Annotated in this window: 20 protein-coding genes and 1 other RNA gene; 4 read left to right on the plus strand and 17 right to left on the minus strand. The window is 40.4% G+C overall.

The window, feature by feature from the left end; translation table 11 throughout:
• Nucleotides 1-83: 83 nt before the first annotated feature.
• The 8 genes from aspA to MHI58_RS16260 form a co-directional block, all read right to left on the minus strand.
• Nucleotides 84-1,529 (minus strand): aspartate ammonia-lyase, encoded by a 1,446-nt coding sequence (gene aspA / locus MHI58_RS16225; RefSeq protein WP_035701391.1) that lies wholly within the window; start codon nucleotides 1,527-1,529, stop codon nucleotides 84-86.
• A 16-nt stretch (nucleotides 1,530-1,545) separates the two neighbouring features.
• On the minus strand, nucleotides 1,546-2,823 hold the full coding sequence (locus MHI58_RS16230; RefSeq protein WP_007500222.1) for a cation:dicarboxylase symporter family transporter: 1,278 nt from the start codon (nucleotides 2,821-2,823) through the stop codon (nucleotides 1,546-1,548).
• 241 nt (nucleotides 2,824-3,064) lie between these two features.
• Nucleotides 3,065-3,262 carry a hypothetical protein gene (locus MHI58_RS16235; RefSeq protein ID WP_268412892.1) on the minus strand — a complete coding sequence of 66 codons (198 nt, stop codon included), beginning with the start codon at nucleotides 3,260-3,262 and terminating at the stop codon, nucleotides 3,065-3,067.
• Nucleotides 3,259-5,694, minus strand: coding sequence for a heavy metal translocating P-type ATPase (locus MHI58_RS16240; protein ID WP_368004340.1), 2,436 nt, complete (start codon nucleotides 5,692-5,694; stop codon nucleotides 3,259-3,261). Before MHI58_RS16240 ends, MHI58_RS16235 begins: the two co-directional genes overlap by 4 nt.
• Nucleotides 5,695-5,778: 84 nt before the next feature.
• On the minus strand, nucleotides 5,779-5,985 hold the full coding sequence (copZ, locus tag MHI58_RS16245; protein WP_017368060.1) for a copper chaperone CopZ: 207 nt from the start codon (nucleotides 5,983-5,985) through the stop codon (nucleotides 5,779-5,781).
• Nucleotides 5,986-6,068: 83 nt separating this feature from the next.
• The gene (locus MHI58_RS16250; protein ID WP_017359234.1) at nucleotides 6,069-6,374 is read right to left on the minus strand and encodes a metal-sensing transcriptional repressor; all 306 of its coding nucleotides are present in this window, start codon (nucleotides 6,372-6,374) and stop codon (nucleotides 6,069-6,071) included.
• Nucleotides 6,375-6,471: 97 nt separating this feature from the next.
• Entirely contained in the window at nucleotides 6,472-6,927 is a 456-nt protein-coding gene (locus MHI58_RS16255; protein ID WP_368004341.1) for a DUF6376 family protein, read from the minus strand.
• Nucleotides 6,928-7,181: 254 nt separating this feature from the next.
• The gene (locus MHI58_RS16260; RefSeq protein ID WP_058336929.1) at nucleotides 7,182-8,780 is read right to left on the minus strand and encodes a histidine kinase N-terminal 7TM domain-containing protein; all 1,599 of its coding nucleotides are present in this window, start codon (nucleotides 8,778-8,780) and stop codon (nucleotides 7,182-7,184) included.
• Nucleotides 8,781-9,019: 239 nt separating this feature from the next.
• On the opposite strand from MHI58_RS16260, the gene MHI58_RS16265 reads away from it, so the two are divergent.
• A complete protein-coding gene (locus MHI58_RS16265) occupies nucleotides 9,020-9,367 on the plus strand; it encodes a hypothetical protein (protein WP_368004342.1) in 348 nt (115 codons plus the stop codon).
• Here the strand turns inward: MHI58_RS16265 and MHI58_RS16270 are convergent.
• The 8 genes from MHI58_RS16270 to MHI58_RS16305 all read right to left on the minus strand — a co-directional run bounded on the left by MHI58_RS16270 (nucleotide 9,308) and on the right by MHI58_RS16305 (nucleotide 17,377).
• Nucleotides 9,308-11,581 carry a CDP-glycerol:glycerophosphate glycerophosphotransferase gene (locus MHI58_RS16270; RefSeq protein ID WP_144679175.1) on the minus strand — a complete coding sequence of 758 codons (2,274 nt, stop codon included), beginning with the start codon at nucleotides 11,579-11,581 and terminating at the stop codon, nucleotides 9,308-9,310. The genes MHI58_RS16265 and MHI58_RS16270 overlap by 60 nt on opposite strands.
• 430 nt (nucleotides 11,582-12,011) lie before the next feature.
• Nucleotides 12,012-12,375: a transfer-messenger RNA gene (ssrA, locus tag MHI58_RS16275) on the minus strand.
• A 180-nt stretch (nucleotides 12,376-12,555) separates the two neighbouring features.
• Nucleotides 12,556-13,026 carry an SsrA-binding protein SmpB gene (gene smpB / locus MHI58_RS16280; RefSeq protein ID WP_008347658.1) on the minus strand — a complete coding sequence of 157 codons (471 nt, stop codon included), beginning with the start codon at nucleotides 13,024-13,026 and terminating at the stop codon, nucleotides 12,556-12,558.
• Between the two features lie 139 nt (nucleotides 13,027-13,165).
• Nucleotides 13,166-15,505 carry a ribonuclease R gene (gene rnr, locus MHI58_RS16285; RefSeq protein WP_041507779.1) on the minus strand — a complete coding sequence of 780 codons (2,340 nt, stop codon included), beginning with the start codon at nucleotides 15,503-15,505 and terminating at the stop codon, nucleotides 13,166-13,168.
• A 19-nt stretch (nucleotides 15,506-15,524) separates the two neighbouring features.
• The gene (locus MHI58_RS16290; RefSeq protein ID WP_045034043.1) at nucleotides 15,525-16,271 is read right to left on the minus strand and encodes a carboxylesterase; all 747 of its coding nucleotides are present in this window, start codon (nucleotides 16,269-16,271) and stop codon (nucleotides 15,525-15,527) included.
• Between the two features lie 123 nt (nucleotides 16,272-16,394).
• A complete protein-coding gene (gene secG / locus MHI58_RS16295) occupies nucleotides 16,395-16,628 on the minus strand; it encodes a preprotein translocase subunit SecG (protein WP_003212746.1) in 234 nt (77 codons plus the stop codon).
• A 187-nt stretch (nucleotides 16,629-16,815) separates the two neighbouring features.
• Nucleotides 16,816-17,106 (minus strand): AbrB/MazE/SpoVT family DNA-binding domain-containing protein, encoded by a 291-nt coding sequence (locus tag MHI58_RS16300; RefSeq protein ID WP_008347666.1) that lies wholly within the window; start codon nucleotides 17,104-17,106, stop codon nucleotides 16,816-16,818.
• A gap of 37 nt (nucleotides 17,107-17,143) precedes the next feature.
• Nucleotides 17,144-17,377: a helix-turn-helix transcriptional regulator gene (locus MHI58_RS16305; RefSeq protein ID WP_008347669.1), complete on the minus strand. Its 234-nt coding sequence runs from the start codon at nucleotides 17,375-17,377 to the stop codon at nucleotides 17,144-17,146.
• Between the two features lie 154 nt (nucleotides 17,378-17,531).
• Here MHI58_RS16305 and MHI58_RS16310 point away from each other — a divergent pair, with 154 nt between their 5' ends.
• The 3 genes from MHI58_RS16310 to MHI58_RS16320 all read left to right on the plus strand — a co-directional run bounded on the left by MHI58_RS16310 (nucleotide 17,532) and on the right by MHI58_RS16320 (nucleotide 18,871).
• Nucleotides 17,532-17,936 (plus strand): helix-turn-helix domain-containing protein, encoded by a 405-nt coding sequence (locus MHI58_RS16310; protein ID WP_007500204.1) that lies wholly within the window; start codon nucleotides 17,532-17,534, stop codon nucleotides 17,934-17,936.
• A 130-nt stretch (nucleotides 17,937-18,066) separates the two neighbouring features.
• The gene (locus tag MHI58_RS16315; protein WP_045034042.1) at nucleotides 18,067-18,468 is read left to right on the plus strand and encodes a helix-turn-helix domain-containing protein; all 402 of its coding nucleotides are present in this window, start codon (nucleotides 18,067-18,069) and stop codon (nucleotides 18,466-18,468) included.
• 82 nt (nucleotides 18,469-18,550) lie between these two features.
• Entirely contained in the window at nucleotides 18,551-18,871 is a 321-nt protein-coding gene (locus MHI58_RS16320; RefSeq protein WP_007500199.1) for a helix-turn-helix domain-containing protein, read from the plus strand.
• Nucleotides 18,872-18,952: 81 nt separating this feature from the next.
• Here MHI58_RS16320 and MHI58_RS16325 read toward each other — a convergent pair whose 3' ends face one another.
• A complete protein-coding gene (locus MHI58_RS16325; RefSeq protein WP_008347676.1) occupies nucleotides 18,953-19,642 on the minus strand; it encodes an ABC transporter permease in 690 nt (229 codons plus the stop codon).
• Between the last annotated feature and the right edge of the window lie 16 nt (nucleotides 19,643-19,658).

Consider the following 19,658-nt stretch of genomic DNA (forward strand, 5'->3'; position numbering starts at 1 on the left):
ACTATGTGAGCTTCAGAAAAACAAACAGTCCATGAAAAAACGCACACCGGACATTTGTCGGTGTGCGCTTCTCATGATGCTGCTTAATCTTCTAAACGATCCTTTTCTAAAAGTGATGCACCAGCAATACCTGGTTTCGTCATTTCAAAAGGATTTAAGATGACATCAAGCTCTTCCTCTGATAACACATCATTTTGCAGACAAAGCTCACGTACAGATACGCCTGTAAGAATCGCTTCTCTCGCAATTCGTGCAGCAGCTTCATAACCAATATGCGGATTGACCGCCGTCATGACACCAGCACTCTTTTCTACATATTCTTTTAATCTAGATTCATCTGCTTTTAGGTCACGCAAGCAGTTATCGACAAAGGATTCAAATACATTTTTCATCATGCTGAGAGACTGTAGTAAGTTGAATATTAAAACTGGCTCCATGACGTTCAGTTCAAGCTGACCAGCCTCTGATGCAAGGCAGATCGTGTGGTCATTTCCAATGACTTGGAATGCCACTTGGTTCATGACCTCAGGCATCACTGGGTTGACTTTCCCTGGCATGATAGATGAACCTGGCTGTCTCGGCGGCAAGTGCAGCTCACCAAAGCCTGCTCTAGGACCTGAAGCCATCAAACGAATATCGTTTGCCATTTTGGACATATTCATCATACATACTTTCAGTGCAGCTGATACTTCTGTATAAGCATCTGTATTTTGCGTAGCATCGACCAAATCTTCTGCTCCAACTAACGGCAATCCGCTAATGTCAGCTAGATAACCAACTACCTGGCGAATATATTTAGGATCAGCATTCAGTCCTGTTCCAACTGCTGTTGCGCCCATATTGACTTCATATAAATGCTGTCTAGACTGCTTGATTCGTTTAATATCACGAGCAAGAACCTTTGCATATGCACTAAACTCTTGACCAAGTCTGATTGGAACAGCGTCCTGAAGATGCGTACGTCCCATTTTGATGACATGATCGAATTCTTGCGCTTTTTCTGTCATGACTTGATGCATGTTTTCCATCGTATAAAGTAGTTTTTCAATCATATTCAATGTTGAAATATGAATCGCTGTTGGGAAAACGTCGTTTGTTGACTGCGACATGTTCACATGCGTGTTTGGACTTAGCTCAGTATAAGCGCCTTTTTCCTTTCCTAGTAGTTCAAGCGCTCTGTTTGCAATGACTTCATTGGCATTCATATTCATTGAAGTGCCAGCCCCGCCTTGAATTGGATCGACAATAAATTGATTGTTCCATTTTCCTTCAATAACCTCATCTGCGGCTTGAACAATTTTTTCTCCAAGACCAGCATATAGTCGCTTTGTATCCATATTTGCAAGTGCGGCTGCCTTTTTGACAATCCCTAATGCTTTGATGAGTTCCTCATGAACATGGTAGCCAGTAATTGGAAAGTTCTCTACTGCACGTAATGTTTGAATTCCATAATACGCTTGAGTGTCTACTTCCTTTTCACCTAGAAAGTCTCGTTCGATACGAACTTGCTTGTCCTGTAGCTTCGTCATTTGAAAAGATCTCCTTTTACGCTGCTTTTGTTTGTTGTTTTAATTCCTCAATATACTTCTTCGATTTCTCTTGATCAAACACTTTTTCCCACTTAGACATGACAATGGCTGCAAGTGAGTTACCAAATACGTTAACAGTTGTACGAACCATGTCAAGGATACGGTCGATCCCAACGATGAAGGCAAGTCCTTCAAGTGGAAGTCCCATTGCTCCAAGTGTTGTGATCACAACAACGATCGATGCACCTGGTACACCAGCCATTCCTTTTGATGTGAGCATTAAGATTAATAGTAACGTAATTTGCTCATAGATGGAAAGAGGCATGCCATACATTTGTGCAACAAATATGGCGGCAATGGATTGATAGATGGCACTTCCATCTAAGTTAAAGGTATAGCCTGTTGGGATAACGAACGACGTGATCGCTTTCGGGCAGCCGAACTTCTCCATTTTATCCATTAGTCTAGGCAGTACAGCTTCTGAACTTGCTGTTGAGAATGCAAGAATGATTTCTTCTTTTAACACTCTAAATAGTGTAAAGACGCTTGTTCCAGCTAATTTTGCGATAATGCCAAGTACGACAATCACGAAGAATGCCATTGTACCGTAAACGACAAGTACCAGTTTACCTAGCGGGAGAAGCGCTCCGACCCCGAATTTGATCACCGTCACACTGATGAGCGCGAATACACCAAATGGTGCAAACTTCATCACTTTATTGGTCACCCAGAACATCGCTTCGAGGATGCCCTCAAAAAATCCTAACACTGGTTTTCCTTTGTCTCCAACTGCTGCAATTCCTAATCCGAATAACACTGTAAAGAAGATTGTTGGTAATAGATCACCTTCTGCAATGGATTGGAACACGTTTGTTGGCACAAGATGCACAATCGTTTCAGAGAAACTAGCTTTTTCGGCAGAAGACTTAGATGTCTCTTCATATTTAGAGATATCGCCTTTCTCCATGTTACTCATATCAATTCCTGTACCAGGATGGAAAACGTTTGCTGCAAGCAGTCCAACTGCTAATGCAATCGTTGTCACAATTTCGAAGTAAAGAATCGTTTTCCCACCGAGTCTTCCGATGGTTTTCATATCGCCTACACCAGCAACAGCTACAATCAATGCAGCAATAACAATTGGAAGAACGATCATTTTAATTAAGTGGATGAATATATCGCCAATCGGCGTTAACACATTAATAACGGTTTCATTTTGATAAAACAGCGCTCCTACGACAACACCCAAAACAAGTGCGATGAGTATTTGAGAAGCTAACCCTAACTTTTTCATACGTGGACCCCCTTTTTTTGATAACGCTTTCTTTGTTGCCTAATCGCATCTTAACGATGAACCTACAAAAAACGACAAAAAGGAACAAAAAGAAGTGAATTTTTTATGAAAAATCTTTTAAAAGGTGGGTTTTTCCACAAAATTGTTAAAAAAAGACTTCGCTTTTGGCGAAGTCTCAGGTTGTTGAGAAGAGCTAAAATGAACTTTATGTTAGCTCTTTGTGAAAGAAATCCATTGAAGTCTAGAAAGGACGAGCACCGAAGCGCAGGACTGACACCGAATGCGAGGACTTCGCTTCTGATGAAGTCTCATGTTGCATATGATCAGCTGGCGGCTCTTGAAGAGGAGAAAGTTCGACATAAACCGCATAGCCTATCAGTACAATGGCTACATAAATCACAGCACTCAACGTCCACACCCATCTGACATTCAGCTTCATTTTGCCACGCCCTCTCTGACAGGTTTCAATCGCTGTAATCTTAGTGCGTTCAGCACAACCGATACAGAACTAAAGGCCATTGCCGCTCCTGCAAGCCATGGTGCCAGGAACCCAAATGCGGCGACTGGTATGCCAATACAATTGTAAGCAAGTGCCCAAAATAGATTCTGTTTAATGTTTCTCATCGTTTTTCTGCTAAATTCAAGTGCATCTGCAATGGCATGGAGATCTCCAGTCATGAGCGTAATATCTGCCGCTTCCATGGCAACATCTGTACCTGTTCCGACAGCCATCCCGATATTTGCTGTTGCAAGGGCAGGGGCATCATTGATGCCGTCTCCAACCATCGCCACTTTTTTTCCTTGTTTCTGAAGCGCTACAATATGAGCCGCTTTTTCCTCTGGAAGAACTTCAGCGATGACATGATCTATGCCTGCCTCACTCGCAATCGCTTCTGCTGTGCGTTTGTTATCTCCTGTCATCATCACGACGTGAATCCCTTGCTCTTTGAGACGAGCGATCGCTTGAGAAGAAGACGATTTGATTGTATCAGCAACGGCGACAATACCTGCTGGCTCGCCGTCAATGGCGATGAGCATCGCCGTTTTTCCTTGTTCTTCAAGCTCAGTCACAACTGCTTCTAGTGCTTCGCAGCTGATATGATGTTTCTTTAGGAGTTTCCGTGTGCCAATCAAAAGCTCATGTCCTGCAGCTCTTGCTTCAATTCCATGACCAGGATCTGCTTGAAAGGCTTCTACCTCGACCGCTTGGAGACCCCGGTTCTTCATGCCTTCTGTGATTGCTCTGGCAAGTGGATGCTCTGACTGCTGTTCTGCCGATCCTGCTAACTGAAGCAGCGTATCTTCTGTCCAATTGGCAGACGCAATCACATCTGTAAGACTCGGCTCCCCTTTTGTTACAGTCCCTGTTTTATCTAGCACTACTGTATCTAGTGATTGCGTTATCTCTAAATGCTCTCCGCCTTTAAACAGAATCCCTGATTCAGCTGCCCGGCCGCTGCCTGCCATAATAGAGGTCGGTGTAGCAAGGCCAAGCGCACAAGGACATGCGATGACGATGACCGCTATAAAGGTTTCAAGTGCAGATGTCACATTTCCTGGATCAACAAAGATATACCAAATCAGAAAAGTGAGCACAGCCAATCCTACAACAATGGGGACAAATATCCCTGAAATTTGATCTGCCATTCTTTGAATTGGTGCTTTTGAGCCTTGCGCTTGTTCGACGACTCGAATAATTTGTGAAAGAGCCGTTTCTTTTCCTACTTTTGTTGCTTTCACTTTCACAAATCCATTTTTATTGATGGTTGCCCCGATGACTGTATCTCCTATGGTTTTATCAACTGGCAGACTTTCTCCTGTAATCATCGATTCGTCGATCGCTGTTGTTCCTTCGATGATTTCTCCGTCTACCGGGACTTTTTCACCCGGCTTGACGAACACAAGATCATTCACTTTCACTTCAGAAATAGGAACGGTCATTTCTTTCCCATCTCGCTCTATCACAGCTTCTTTCGCTTGTAAGCCCATCAGTTTTTGAATCGCTTCTGATGATCTCCCTTTCGCTCTTGCTTCCATTAACTTTCCGAGCACAATCAACGTAATCAGCACAGCGCTCGTTTCATAATAGAGGGCCGCTTCATGTGTGCCTTGAACCGCTGACTGAATACTTTCATATAAACTATAGAAAAAAGCAGCCGATGTCCCTAGTGCCACAAGGACATCCATATTGGCACTTTTATTTTTCAACGCTTTATAAGCACCTACATAAAAAGGCCAGCCGACAATGAACTGGACGGGCGCTGCTAATGCGAGCTGAACCCATGGATTCATAAACGCTTTTGGCAACCAAATAAACGATGTGAAAGAAAAATGACTGACCATTGCCCAAAGAAGAGGCAATGACAAAATCATCGAGAACAAAAAGCGTGCCGTTTGTTTCTCAATCGCTACTTGGCGATGGTCTTTTTTCCCTTCCTCTGCATGCTCTTCGGCTGGTTCAATTAATGAATACCCAATGGATTTCACAGCCTCTTTTATGTCACTTGGAGATACTTTCCCTGGATGATATGTCACCTGAAGTGACTCAAGCGCAAAGTTCACTGATCCTTGATCAATACCATCCATCCGGTTGACTTTTTTCTCAATTCGGTTTGCACAAGCCGCACATGTCATTCCCTCTATATCAAATTCGGCTTGCTCCATCACCACATCATAGCCAAGAGATTGAATTTTTTGTTTTAGATCCTCTGTTGTGAGTTGTTCTGTTTCATACACAATGTGGGATGTTTCAAGCGCAAAATTCACACTGGCGTCGTCCACACCTTCCAACCTGTTCAAGCCCTTTTCAATGCGGCCTGCACAGGCGGAGCAAGTCATTCCCGTAATTTGAAAATCAATTTCTTTTTTCATTTATCTCACCTCTCCACATACTCCATGGGGGTATTGTTATTTTTAAAAAAATACGTGCTGTCTTATGCAGCACGTATGCTCATTTTATACGACATCATATCCCTGTTCTTCAATGACATCAGAGATCTGGTGTAACGTGATTTGATCTGGGTGAAAGGAAACCTCCACCTGACCCTTATCTAAATGGACTTTCACAGATTCAACACCTGCTAATTCTCCTACATTTCCTTCGACTGCTTTCACACAATGTCCGCAAGACATGCCTTGCACTTGTAGTGTTGCTTGTTCCACTTCTCATCGCCTCCATCAATCATTTTCTATTTTTACTATACCCTAGTAGGGTATCAATGTAAACATAAATGATCCGCTTTTTGCTACGATTTTGTCAGCTTCGTGAAGACATTCATTAACTCCTCAATGGCTTCATCCCCATTACCGCTCTTAATGGCATCCGCTACGCAGTGATGTGTATGCTTTTCCATTAATTGAAGACTCACTTTTTTTAAAGCTGCATTGACAGCAGAAATTTGATTCACGACATCTATGCAGTAACGATCGTTTTCAATCATTTGCTGAATCCCTCGCACTTGACCTTCCACTCGTTTTAAGCGATTGATTAATTGCTCTTTTTCCTTCTCAGCTCTAGGCGAAGCGATATGTCTTTCTTCATGTTCTGTCATCTGATCACCTTTTTTCTATCATACTTGTGTTACATTCAATTAAAGCATATCTTCACCTGAAAAGGCAAAGATATGCTGTGATCACCGTTTGCTTATCCTAGTTTGTTAGTTGTTCAATATCTTGCAAAAGGCTGACCGATTGCTGAAGCTGCTTCATGAGGCCTTGCTGATCCTCTAAAATAGCTGCAGCATCGAAGTTGTCCATTTTCAATTGCTGTAAATAGGTTTGAATCTCCTCTGACAGCACTTTATTTTTCTCTATGATTTGTGCATGAAGGTCTTCTGCTATTGATGGGGCTGTGAGTTCACTAAATTCTTGAATGTCTGCTTTCAATGATTCCAGTTGCTGCGTCAATTCTGCTCTTTTGGCAGCATCTTGTACAGCTTCTTCCGCAAGCTGTGGAAAATCCTCTGTGAATTGCTGAATATCTGTCACATACTCATTTGCCTCTGTGACATATGTCGTTGTATCGTTTACTTGGTCTAACAGCCCTGAACATCCACTTAACAAAAACGTACCGGTAAATAGAAACGCCAACACATATTGTTTCAAGATCCATCATCCTTTCATCTGTATGTTGAAACCCCTCATTTGTCCAGCACCCAATCACACAGATGCAAAAAGACCTTAAAAAAAGCCAGACCTTTGCCTCATGTGTGATAGGCAAAGGTCTGGCTAACATGTTCATGCCGGAATGGCCGAGAAACAACGGATGTTTCTGTAATGACGACCAAACCGTAAAAGCTACTCCCCTTTAGGAAACCGTTCAAATGTTATGTTTATCATATCTAAATGAAGGACAACAGTCAATGAGAAGCAGGCGGAAGATCCTGCTTTTGGTATAGCATATAGTCCGAACCAGTTGATGCATAAATCCGATTACGTCCTTGGCGTTTTGACATATACAAGGCTTGATCTGCCTCAAATAGAAGCGTTTCTAATATAGAGGGATCATTCGCAGTATGGGCGACGCCAAAGCTTGCTGTCACTCTTACTTTTTTCTCATCTGTCTGAAAGAAACTCACTTCAAATGAATGTCTCATCTGTTCCGCAATATGACATGCCTCTTCAAATGAATGATGCGGCAGACAAATGGCGAACTCTTCTCCACCATATCGGCCAAATAAATCATCCATCTTCAAATGCTGCTGACAAATGGACACAACATGACGCAACGCCTCGTCTCCAATATGATGTCCATGCGTATCATTGATTTGTTTAAAGAAATCAATATCAAATAGCAATATCGCAGTATCCTGCGCATCCTCTTCCAATAACATCTGCGTTCGTTCAATAAAGGAAGACCGATTGAAGATATTCGTCAAACCATCAATATATGCTCGACGCTCCAGCTCTTCCTGCAATAGTCGCTGCTCCGTAACATCGCTGATCACAATTTGCCTGCCCTCGACTTCGCCTCTTCTATTAAAAAGAGAAGAAGCAGTGAGATGATAATAGAAGGGCTGCTCTTTTTCCCACATTAAATCATACTGTGAATGATCCTGCGGTGAACGCAGCCACTGTATAAACGCTGGCTCTTTGATGATCCCTGAGAATATATCATCGATTTTATAGCCGATTCCCTTTTTAGCAAGCACAGGAATGATCAATGCAGCCGCAGGGTTATAATCAATCAGTGTTCGGTATCGATCCAATAGAAGAACACCTTCTGACATATGTTCAAACACACGCTCCATCGCAATGGGAGAGAGCTTAAAGAGATGAAAAGACATAATCGCCCATAAGTAGAGTGCGTTGGTTAAAAACATCACCACTGGTACTGGGTCAATGTGAAAAGGCGTGACACCTAATAAATAGATAAAAGAGGTCGTGATCGGCAATAATATTCCAACGAGCAAGATCAGAACCTGTTTCAAATATTCTTTCTTCACACGTAAAAACCAAAGCAGCATAAAAATAGCGAGCATAGAACAGCCAAATGTATAGACCCCATGAATGATATACCAATAACCAATGGTAAAATCAGCTAATAAAAACCCGTCTACTGTATTCATCGTGATGCTTCGGTAAAAGAGTGAATGAAAAGAGTTGGTGAACACCAGAATGGTGGTTAAAATTGGAATCAACAAGAAGAGAAGCACGCGGCGCTTTGTTACATATTGATGGAAACCAGTAAACTGCAGCACAATCATCAGGCTGAACGGTGCAATAAACGGAAGACCTATGTATTGAAAACTAACCCAAAATGTAATTTCTTGAGGGGTGCGCGCCAATAATTCAAATGTATGTCCAAAAATATAAATCGCAGTTGCTCCAGACATATACATAAACAATTGACAGCCAATATACCGATGGCGATTTGCATGAGCAATGATTGATAATATTACGGACAGAATGCCAGAAACACTCATGATCACAATAAAATGTAAAACAATCGAATCCATGTAAACGCCCCAATTTCAGTTATTTAGAACTAGTCTAATCTTACTATATATGAGGACGTCTCAAATGGGAAGATGTGATTTTGAATTGGTTGGCGGTTTTTTGGAAAGCGTTCGTCATTTTACTAGTCGTGGCGCCCCATCTATTCATTACTTCTTACTTAATTTAAGGATAAAGCATATTGTTGCAAGTGAAATATCTGTACAATGTGGAGATGAATGAAAAGGAGGCTTGAAAGGAAATGACTTTTTTGATCATCATGGCAGGTTTGTTTATGCTGATTCTTTTAGAGAAGCCATTTCAGAAGAAACGATCTGAGCTGTTATTTTTAATGAGTTATTTGCTGCTGATTGCGGTTTATGTGATTCAGACAACATTTGTGGAGATCATGTCGGATGGACTTTTGATGATGATGGCGGTGATTGTGGTTTGTCCTTTGTTTGTTCGAATGATCCGTCTTTTCAGAGGAACGCTTGACTTAGTAATAGAAAAAACCTCTACTTGCCCCATCGCAAGTAGAGGTTTAACTTTAATGATTACGAGTAAATACTTCCTTCACCACTCGTTCACTTGCTTTTCCATCTTCTAGTGAACAGAATCTTTCATGGAATACATCGTATTTTTCCTTGTAAGCATCTTTTACGCTTTCAATGTTCTGAATGCTATGAAGCACTTCTTCAGACGTATACAATAACGGACCTGGCAGATCTTTTTCGACATCAATATAAAAACCTCTCAGCACATCTTTGTATTTATCAATATCATACGTAAAGAAAAGAATCGGCTGCCGTAGGTTTGCAAAATCAAAGAATACAGACGAGTAATCCGTGATAAGGATATCACTTGAAATATATAAATCATTGATATCATTATATTTAGAATAGTCAAAGGCAAACCCTTCAAATCCTGTTAAATCAATATTATCCGAAATGAAATAATGCATTCGTAAAATGATGACATATTCTTCGCCTAACTTTTCTTTTAACAAATTTAAATCTAAAGTGAGATTAAATTTGTATTGCCCTGCTTTATGAAATTCATCATCTCTCCATGTTGGAGCATATAAAATGACTTTTTTATCAGCAGGTATACCAAGCTTCGATTTAATCTTCACTTTATCTGCATCTGTAAAGTTTTTCAGAATATCATTTCTTGGATAGCCATATGTTAATATTTTTTCTTTCGGATACATAAATGCACTTTCGAAGATTTTTTCAGAATATGGGTTTGCTGCAATTAGGTAATCCCATTTTCGAGATTGTAAATAAAATTCTTTTTTATAATCGGGATTTGCAGATACTACATTATCCATATCAAATACTAATTTCTTAAGTGGTGTACCATGCCATGTAGATAAGATAATTTGTTCATCTTTTTTATAAAGTGACTTGGGCTGTCTCATGTTTAAAACAAAATATTTTGCCACTGTGACATAGTAAAAATAGCTCCAGCTAAATCGCTTAATTACTTTAACGTTCTTGTGCTGAAATTCTTCTTCATTTGCCACCATTTCTTTATCATTCAGAATCCAAACATGCTTCCATTGATTTGGCTCATGCTCAAGAAGATATTTAAATATAGCCTTAGGGCTATCCGAATAGTTTCTTCCTAAAAAGCTTTCATAGACAATGGTGTTAGGTTTAATAGGCAATCTTGAGAAGAACAATTGTTGAACGATTCTTTGTCTTGCTCTCTTCTTTTTCGGTTTTATGCCCTGATACAGATTATAATAGAGAACTCTCTTTTTACTTAGACGATATGCCTTATGATAATTCCCGACCTTAATTGCATTAATTTCTTTTGAATGTCTTCTCTTCAGTTTGATTGGATTTGACTCTGCATTCAAAATGGTCTGACAGGACTGATAAATAGGCGTTAAACGTTGAATGCCCTCTTTAAACAATGGGCTTTTTACAACCTTATATAAATATTGGCTAATCGCTTCAAGCTTCACTTGTTTCACTAAAGCCAAATCGTCACATTGTTCGATTGATTTGCTTAATGTTCGGAACATTTCTTCAAATCGATGATCCTGTTCTTCCTGGGAAAGTGAAGGGAAATTGATAGGATCGTTATGGATCAGCTTATAGTATAGACAAATTGATGTTTCCAAAATAGAGAATGCATCTTGATAAATTTTCATTAAGAACGGAATATCACTATACAATGGTGCGCTTTCATCAAACTGTATTTGATTGTTCAACAAATATTTCTTTTGAACAACGAACCCATGTGATTTTAATTGATAAGAAATCTTCTTAAAGAACTTTTCTTTTGCAATTTCATGATAATGAGCTGATACAACATTCTCCTCAAAAAGCATCTGCATGACTTCGTTTTCATTTGCATCAACATTTAATTTTTTCAAAACATGACTTAAATTATCCAACGTATCATGCTGATACAAAGCCTGCTTCTTTTCCTTTAATGTTGTGTTTCTGTCTACAATTGTCTTTTTCACTTTCAGCTTAAAAACATTCAATTGTTCTTGATCAATGATTTGCTTTGCATATATCAGCGCATTGGGATGTAAGAAATCATCAGCATCTAAAAATAAGATGTACTCTCCTTGAGCTTCTTCTATGCCTTTATTTCTACTAATGCCTGCATTTGTATGAGGTCCCATATTGATTGTTCTATAATTAAAAGTATAAGGCGCTAAAATTTCTTCTAGGTGTTGACTATCTTGATGGACCAAAAGTACTTCGAAATCTTTAAAAATTTGATCATCTAAACTTTTCATGCAGTTATCAGTATACTTTTTATTGGTATCCTTATAAGGAATAACAATAGTAAATAACATAAGATCCCTCTTCCAAATTTTATATAAACAACAATGTTTGATCTTTTCATCACTTAATATGATTTAAAAAACAATAAATATTATAACAAAAACGTGTTTTTATTCAAAAAAAAGATTCGTCTAAAAAGACGACTCACTAGAAATTCGTTTATCCAAAATGTTTTCATCTATACTTCTATGATACAACAATTTATCATACTTAACATAAAAAAACCACTGTTCTAGCCGACTTGAAATAAAAATAATAAGAACGTATTTTGTCTGTATGATAACATCCAGTTTTGTTTAAAATTCAGATTGTTTAAGTTTCTAATAGCAAAGAAAAATGACGCTGTGATAGCGTCATTTCATATAACCATTCATTTTTTAAAGATACCAGACCCACATCAAGAGCTTTCAAACCCTTGATGTGACTGCATTCTAAAAGTTTTGATGGAGACGGTGGGAGTCGAACCCACGTCCAGAGACATCGATTACTTAAGCGTCTACGAGCGTAGTCAACATATTTACGTGTTCACTCATCCTCAAGCCTGCTGACGGGCGCTTGGAGAGCTAGTCTGATGGATCTCTTCTTACGTCCTCAGACGAAAACGTAAGCGTAGCCTACTTCATTGGGCTCCTCACAGACACATAGGCGATGTCAGGAAGAGCTCGCTGCGCTTATTAGGCAGCTAGTGCTAAGTTTTGGTTAAAACTTTTAGTTTTGCCAGTTACATTTAGGTGCGTGTTAACGAGATCGCCTCTCGGCTCGCAGCCTAAGCTCGAACCATCCCTGTCGAATCCGTAACGTCCCCTTGTAAAAGGGATATACGGGATGGAAACGTTCTTTCGCTTAACTGCTTCCGTATATGACTATTATAACAATCTCATCGCTCGAAACAACTGGTGGTTTCTGTAAAAAACGACGATGATTGTTTACTGCATAACATATTGTAGCATAATGCTTCCGCTCTCAGCAAGCCATCTGCATGCGTCTAGAATTGCTTTTGCCGGTCACGGAAAGCACGCTCGATTTCACGTTTCGCATCTTTTTTCTTCAGATCTTCACGTTTATCATATTTCTTCTTCCCTTTACCGACTCCAATTAGCACTTTGGCAAAGCCATTTTTCAAATAGAGTTTAATGGGAACAAGTGAGTAGCCCTCTTCCTTTGTCGCACCAATCAATTTACTGATTTGTTTGCGGTGAAGAAGCAGCTTTCTCGTTCTCAGCGGATCATGGTTATAACGGTTTCCTTGCTCGTATGGGCTCACATGCATGTTATGAAGGAACACTTCTCCTCGTTCGATTTTGGCAAAGGAATCTTTTAAATTCACTTTTCCAGCACGAATGGATTTGATTTCAGTTCCTTGTAATACAAGGCCGGCTTCGTATGTTTCTTCTATAAAATAATCATGGTTGGCTTTTTTGTTTTGGGAAACAACCTTTCCCTCTCCCTTTGGCATTGGCGTACACCCTCCTTTTGACACAGACACGGTCCAAATCGTACGGATTATTTTATCAAACAATCCAGCTTTCGACAATGCTGCTGCCACGTGGTCAAAAAGCAAATAGAGCGTGATGCCCTATTTGCTTTTTGTCACGTTACTTTTTCTTTTTGCGCTTTTGTTTCGGTGCGTTATCAAATACGCGTTTTTTCTTTTTCTTCTTTTTACGACCTGTAAACCAGTCGCCGCCTTTATCCTCTTTGCCTTTTTCCGCAGAGGCCTTTTGACCTCCGCGTCCTTTTTTGGCTGGTGGATCTGTCCGTTTTTTGAACTTGAAGTCTTTTGGTGATTTACGGCGAGTGCCTTTCATCCCGACGATTTCAAAATCAATGGAATGCTCATCTTTATTCACACTCACCACTTTGACAGTAATTTCGTCACCGATACGGTAGACATTCCCTGTCCGCTCACCGATCATGGCAAAGTGCTGTTCATCAAAACGATAGTAATCGTCTGTCATGTAGCTCACATGGACAAGACCTTCTATCGTATTCGGCAGTTCAACGAATAGTCCGAAATTCGTGACGGAACTAATCATACCATCAAACTCTTCACCGATTTTATCAAGCATAAACTCTGCCTTTTTCAGGTCATCTGTTTCGCGCTCAGCATCAACAGAGCGGCGCTCCATTGTAGATGCATGATCTGCGATTTCTGGCAGCAGTTGGCCCCACTTTTCAAGGGTCGCTTCGTCTGTCTTTTTCTCTATTAAATAGGTTCTGATCAGCCTATGCACGATTAAATCCGGGTAACGGCGGATCGGCGACGTGAAGTGTGTATAGAATTCGGTAGATAATCCAAAATGGCCAATGCTTTCTGGATCATACTTCGCCTGTTTCATAGAGCGAAGCATCACAGTTTGAATGACGACTTCTTCCGGCTGATCACGGACGGCATCAAGTACACTTTGAAGTGCACGCGGGTGAATGTTCGTTGACGTTCCTTTCACAATGTAACCAAACGTCGTCACGAACTCTAAAAAGCGCTGAAGCTTCTCAGGATTTGGTTCTTCGTGAATTCGGTAAATGAACGGAACATTCATCCAGTGGAAATGCTCGGCAACTGTTTCGTTTGCCACCAGCATGAATTCTTCAATTAGTTTTTCGGCAACAGAACGCTCACGAATGACTACGTCTTTTGCTGCGCCTTCATCATCTACAAGCACTTTTGCTTCCTTGAAGTCAAAATCGACTGCTCCACGCTCCATTCGCTTGTCACGCAGAATTTCTGCAAGCTTCTCCATCTCTTGGAACATTGGTACTAACGGCTCGTATTTGTCTAAAAGCTCTTCATCTTGGTCAACTAAAATCTTATTCACATCGGAATAGGTCATTCTTTCCGTCGTTTTGATCACACTTTGGAAAATTTCGTGTTTGACGACTTTCCCACTTCGATCAATGATCATTTCACAAGAGAGTGTGAGACGATCAACCTTCGGATTCAATGAGCAAATGCCATTTGACAGGCGATGAGGAATCATTGGAATAACGCGGTCGACAAGATACACACTCGTTCCGCGCTCATAGGCTTCCTGATCAATCGGCGAATTCTCTGTAACATAATGAGAAACGTCTGCAATGTGCACGCCGAGCTTATATTTGCCATCATCGAGCTTTTGCACGGTTACGGCATCATCTAAGTCTTTTGCATCTGCACCGTCAATCGTCACAATCGTTTCATTGCGCAGATCACGTCTACCTTCAAGGTCCTTTTCATCAATCGTTTCAGGTGTGTCTACTGCCTGCTGGAGCGCTTCTTCCGGAAACTCACCTGGTAGACCGTGTTTATGAATAATCGATAAAATATCGATGCCAGGGTCATTTTTGTGACCGAGAATTTCCGTCACTTCACCCTCTGCGCTCATTCTTCCTTCTGGATAGCTTGTCAGCGTGACAACGACTTTATGACCTTCAACCGCTCCGTTTTTAGCGGATTTCGGAATGAAGATATCGTTTGTGATTTTTTTATCATCAGGAATGACAAAACCAAAGCTTTTCGTTTCTGTATAGGTACCGACAACCGTCTGAGTATTACGCTCCAGAATACGGATGACCGTTCCTTCTTTTTTGGTGCCATTTGATTTGTGGCTGACACGAACCATGACGGTGTCGCCATTCATTGCTGTGCCTAGCTCATTTGGCGGAATGAAAATATCATCCTGTCCAAACTCTTCTGGTGTCACAAATGCAAATCCTTTTGCATGCGCAGACAGCTTCCCTTTGACCAAGTTCATTTTTTCCGGTACACCATAGCGGTCGCTGCGGGTACGGACGATCAGTCCCTGATCCTCTAATATCACAAGTGCTTTGACGAGCTCTTTATAATCATCTGGATTGGTAATTTCCATCATGACTTCTAATTCCTGTACCGTTAATGGTTTGTACGCCTCTTCTTGCATAAACGCAAGTAATTCATCCATAAATTCTTCTTTTTGCACACTCTAACCCCCTATATATTTAAATTGACCAATCGAGTGATTCTAAGAATGCATATACATCCTGATGAACCTTCTCCCGCTCTTTATCAAGCGTGATAACATGGCCCGATTCTTCATACCACTTTAATTGTTTTTCATCTGTCTCTACTTCGTTATAAATAATGTTTGCACTGTCTGTATTAATCATATGATCATGACGTGCCTGAACAACAAAAGTAGGTGAATAAATCATGTCAACATTGTTTCTGACATCTGCAATGAGTTCTTGAAGAGCCTTGAGTGTACCCATTGGTGTTTTCTTGAACTCTTCCATCTCTTGCTCAATTTGATCCTCTGACTTACCCTCGAATTTTTTATAGTTACGGGCATAATCTAGTACACCCTGGTACATGACTTCTTCACTTTTTATGTACATAGGTGCACACATAGGTACAATTCCCTTTACAGGTACAGTGTAACCTAATTTCAATGAAAAAACTCCTCCGAGGGATAGTCCGCAAACCGCAATTTCCTCATAACCTTCGTCTTTTAAAAATTGATAGCCTTCTTCTACATCTTTCCACCAATCTGTAGGACCTGTATGAACAAGCTCCTCTGGCGGCACACCGTGTCCTTTGTATTGAGGTGCATGGCATGTATAGCCTCTTTCATTTAAATAGCGTCCAAGCATACGAACATCGGCTGTATTCCCAGTAAAACCGTGAAGAAGAAGCACCGCCTTTTCTCCACCTTTAAACGTAAATGGTTTTGGTGTAACAACTTTCATGATGTGACTTCCTTTCCTTCTGATATGGTTTATATTTTCCACTTGTATGTATGAAACAAACACAAAAGAGTGCTGATAATAAAAAAAGGTCTGAAAAAAGATCAGACCTTCTGTTACTCGCGCCTACACGCCTAAATATGCCAATGCAAGTGTTAAGATGAAGAAAAGCACTGACAAAATGACAGTTAATCGGTGAAGAATCAAGTCAAGACCTCTCGCTTTTTGCTTACCGAAAAGCTGCTCGGCTCCACCTGAAATAGCGCCTGACAGTCCTGCACTTTTACTTGATTGTAATAATACAACGATGATAAGTGCGATACTGACAATTACGAGTAATGTGATAACAAATGCGTGCATGAAAACACCTCCAGACAAACTGGTACACATAACTTTATTTTACATGAAAACAAGGTGCATGTCACGAAACATCAAAATAAAGATTTCCTATATATTGTCGACTTTATTTGTCATTTTGATTCAATTTCGCTCCAATGGATTGCATGCAGCATTTTTTATATGCAATTTTTGAGGTTAAAAAGCGTTTTTAGCGAGTTGCTTCTTCTTTTAAGAGCTGTTTTAATTCTACTAACAGCCTTTCAGCTCCTTCAGGACTCAGCACGACGTTACCATTTCCATAGCTTTTGTTGTATTTCGTTATTTGGCCAGTTAATAAGCAGCTCTTATCTGCATCATATTTTTTCAGCATAATGGTTTGATCTTCGATGAAAATTTCTAACAGCTGCTCTTCTTTTATATTGAGTACCTTTCGCATTTCTGAAGGCAGAACAATTCTGCCAAGCGAATCGATGTGTCTTACCATTCCAGTTCTTTTCAATGAAGCCGCCTCCTTAATGATCAAACAATGATTTCATTCATTGACTTTTGTCAACATCTTCATAGTAAAATAAATCTTCAAATTTTTTATCAAAGTAATGAATCATTTTGCCAATGACAAGCTGTCCTGGCTTCCGGTGACCATTCAATACCCTGCTGAGTGTGGCAGGAGAGATGCCAATTTCATCTGCGAGCTGATTTAAAGACATATCGTTTTCGATCATATACTGCATCACAAAAGCCCGCCTGATCTGAATCTTTTCGACCATCATTACAACCTCCTATAGGATCAATATGTACAACATGTAGGATTCTCACATCTCTCGGATTCATTAACTTATGTCAACACTTTTACGCCCTTTCTATTTCCTTTGGTCAATGATCATACTAAAATAAGTCATATACTGAAATGTGAGGTTCGATGACATGAATCACTTTGGTGAACAATTACGCATTTTAAGAGAGAATAGAAAGATGTCTGTCAATCAACTCGCCATGTATTCAGGCGTAAGCGCTGCCGGTATTTCTCGGATTGAGAATGGAAAGCGTGGTGTGCCAAAGCCTTTAACCATAAAAAAATTAGCACGCGCTTTGAAGGTGCCTTATGAGGATTTAATGCTGCTTGCCGGTTATATTGAACAGGAAAAAGTGCATGAAATGAAACCGAAATATGAATCCATATTAAAAATCTATCAAACGGCGCTTCAAAAGGATGTAGAACATCTCCCTATTTTCGATGGAGACCAATGGGAAACACTCACCGCACAAGACATCAGCCAGCTGAATCAATACTTTCTCACGCTCATTAACCAAAAAAAGGCGAACAAATAGCGGGGCATAAACATAAGATACATCCACCATTAACTAATGTCAATATTTTCATGGTACACTTATTGCCAATAGTCAACAAATCGAGTACACTAGAGATAACTAATCTTTAACCATGTGAGGTTTTGAGTTGATGAACTTCGGTGCATATTTAAGAGCATTACGTGAGAAAAGGAAACTATCGGTGAACCAATTAGCGATGTATTCAGAGGTCAGCGCTGCTGGTATTTCTCGGATTGAAAACGGGAAACGCGGCATTCCGAAACCTCCTACAATTAAAAAACTAGCAAGTGCATTAAAAGTACCTTATGAGGACATGATGCAGGCTGCAGGGTATATTGAAGAAGCATCTTCTGCCTATGTCATAAAGGAAGAAGAAACGGCTTTTACCCAAATAAAAGAAGCAGCAGAGCAATATGAACTTGATGATCTTGAAATATTTAATGGGGACATATGGTCCACCCTTTCTAAACATGAAATAGAGGATTTAAACCGCTATTTATTATTTCTACTAAACAACCGTTCGTCATCGTAAAATGTTTTGATCATTGACAAGCTTTTTGCGCCGATTTTTGACAGAATTACGGTATAATGGGTTCAGATTGGAGTGAAGAAAGATGAATCAATCTGATATGTGCCCGCGGTTTGAAAAAGCAGTTGAGTTATTAAGTAAACGTTGGGTGGCACTGATTGTTTTTCAGCTTCTCTCAGGTTCGCAGCGCTTTAGTGAAATCGAAGCAGCTCTGACCAATTTAAGCGGAAGGGTTTTATCTGAGAGATTAAAAGAGCTGGAAGCAGCAGGCATTGTAAAACGGGAGGTTTTTGCTGAAACACCCGTGCGTATTGAGTATTCATTAACTGATATGGGGCGCTCACTTGCACCCGTTTTTGAGGAAATTGCGAAGTGGTCCTCTGAATGGATCACACTTGAATCATAAATGTCTTCTGATGTGAGCCGCCTAATCATGATAAAAAAACCTCCCCTACAGATGTAGAGGAGGTTTTGTCTTTTCAAGCATTTATGCGGACGTCATGTTTTTTTCAGCTAATGCCTTGCTTTCTTTTTTCTTGTTGGTTGGGCTTAAATAGCGTTCAAGCCAGCCCATGACAAGGTCAGCAATAATGGCCATGAGCGCAGTTGGAATAGCACCTGCTAAAATAATGGCTGTTCCGTTTGTCGCGTTTGATCCTCTGATGATAATATCACCAAGTCCTCCAGCACCAACAAATGTCCCAATCGCTGTAATACCGATTGCGATCACAAGTGCGGTTCTTAAACCAGCCATAATGACAGATAAAGCAAGCGGTAATTCAACCATTCTCAGCACTTGCCATTTCGTCATGCCCATCGCTTTCCCCGATTCTAAATAGGCATGCTCAATGCTGACAATACCTGTGTACGTGTTACGGATAATCGGCAGAAGCGAATATAAAAAGAGTGATAAGATGACTGTATTTGCACCAAGTCCTAATACAAGCATCAACACAGAAAGCATCGCTAACGCTGGAATGGTTTGAATGACATTGGTTATTGCGAACACCCAATTGCTCAATTTGCGGTAATGCGCCACAAAGATGCCGACTGGTATTCCGACAATTGCCGCAAACAATACCCCATACGCTGACATGAGGAAATGCCGGTAAAATTCTTCTAACACATATGAACCGTTCTGTTGATAATACGCCCATAATTGCTGTAGTGTGTCCATCAGCTCTGACACCTCC

Origin of the sequence: Bacillus sp. FSL K6-2869 (genome assembly GCF_040869405.1) — a bacterium.
Classification (GTDB): Bacteria; Bacillota; Bacilli; order Bacillales; family Bacillaceae; genus Bacillus; species Bacillus altitudinis.

Bases quoted from the DNA above. Each gene is read 5' to 3' on its own strand.
- aspA (WP_035701391.1), bottom strand. From the start codon at position 1,529: ATGACGAAGCTACAGGACAAGCAAGTTCGTATCGAACGAGACTTTCTA.
- MHI58_RS16230 (WP_007500222.1), bottom strand. From the start codon at position 2,823: ATGAAAAAGTTAGGGTTAGCTTCTCAAATACTCATCGCACTTGTTTTG.
- MHI58_RS16235 (WP_268412892.1), bottom strand. From the start codon at position 3,262: ATGAAGCTGAATGTCAGATGGGTGTGGACGTTGAGTGCTGTGATTTAT.
- MHI58_RS16240 (WP_368004340.1), bottom strand. From the start codon at position 5,694: ATGAAAAAAGAAATTGATTTTCAAATTACGGGAATGACTTGCTCCGCC.
- MHI58_RS16250 (WP_017359234.1), bottom strand. From the start codon at position 6,374: ATGACAGAACATGAAGAAAGACATATCGCTTCGCCTAGAGCTGAGAAG.
- MHI58_RS16260 (WP_058336929.1), bottom strand. From the start codon at position 8,780: ATGGATTCGATTGTTTTACATTTTATTGTGATCATGAGTGTTTCTGGC.
- MHI58_RS16265 (WP_368004342.1), top strand. From the start codon at position 9,020: ATGACTTTTTTGATCATCATGGCAGGTTTGTTTATGCTGATTCTTTTA.
- MHI58_RS16270 (WP_144679175.1), bottom strand. From the start codon at position 11,581: ATGTTATTTACTATTGTTATTCCTTATAAGGATACCAATAAAAAGTAT.
- smpB (WP_008347658.1), bottom strand. From the start codon at position 13,026: ATGCCAAAGGGAGAGGGAAAGGTTGTTTCCCAAAACAAAAAAGCCAAC.
- MHI58_RS16290 (WP_045034043.1), bottom strand. From the start codon at position 16,271: ATGAAAGTTGTTACACCAAAACCATTTACGTTTAAAGGTGGAGAAAAG.
- secG (WP_003212746.1), bottom strand. From the start codon at position 16,628: ATGCACGCATTTGTTATCACATTACTCGTAATTGTCAGTATCGCACTT.
- MHI58_RS16305 (WP_008347669.1), bottom strand. From the start codon at position 17,377: ATGATGGTCGAAAAGATTCAGATCAGGCGGGCTTTTGTGATGCAGTAT.
- MHI58_RS16310 (WP_007500204.1), top strand. From the start codon at position 17,532: ATGAATCACTTTGGTGAACAATTACGCATTTTAAGAGAGAATAGAAAG.
- MHI58_RS16315 (WP_045034042.1), top strand. From the start codon at position 18,067: ATGAACTTCGGTGCATATTTAAGAGCATTACGTGAGAAAAGGAAACTA.
- MHI58_RS16320 (WP_007500199.1), top strand. From the start codon at position 18,551: ATGAATCAATCTGATATGTGCCCGCGGTTTGAAAAAGCAGTTGAGTTA.
- MHI58_RS16325 (WP_008347676.1), bottom strand. From the start codon at position 19,642: ATGGACACACTACAGCAATTATGGGCGTATTATCAACAGAACGGTTCA.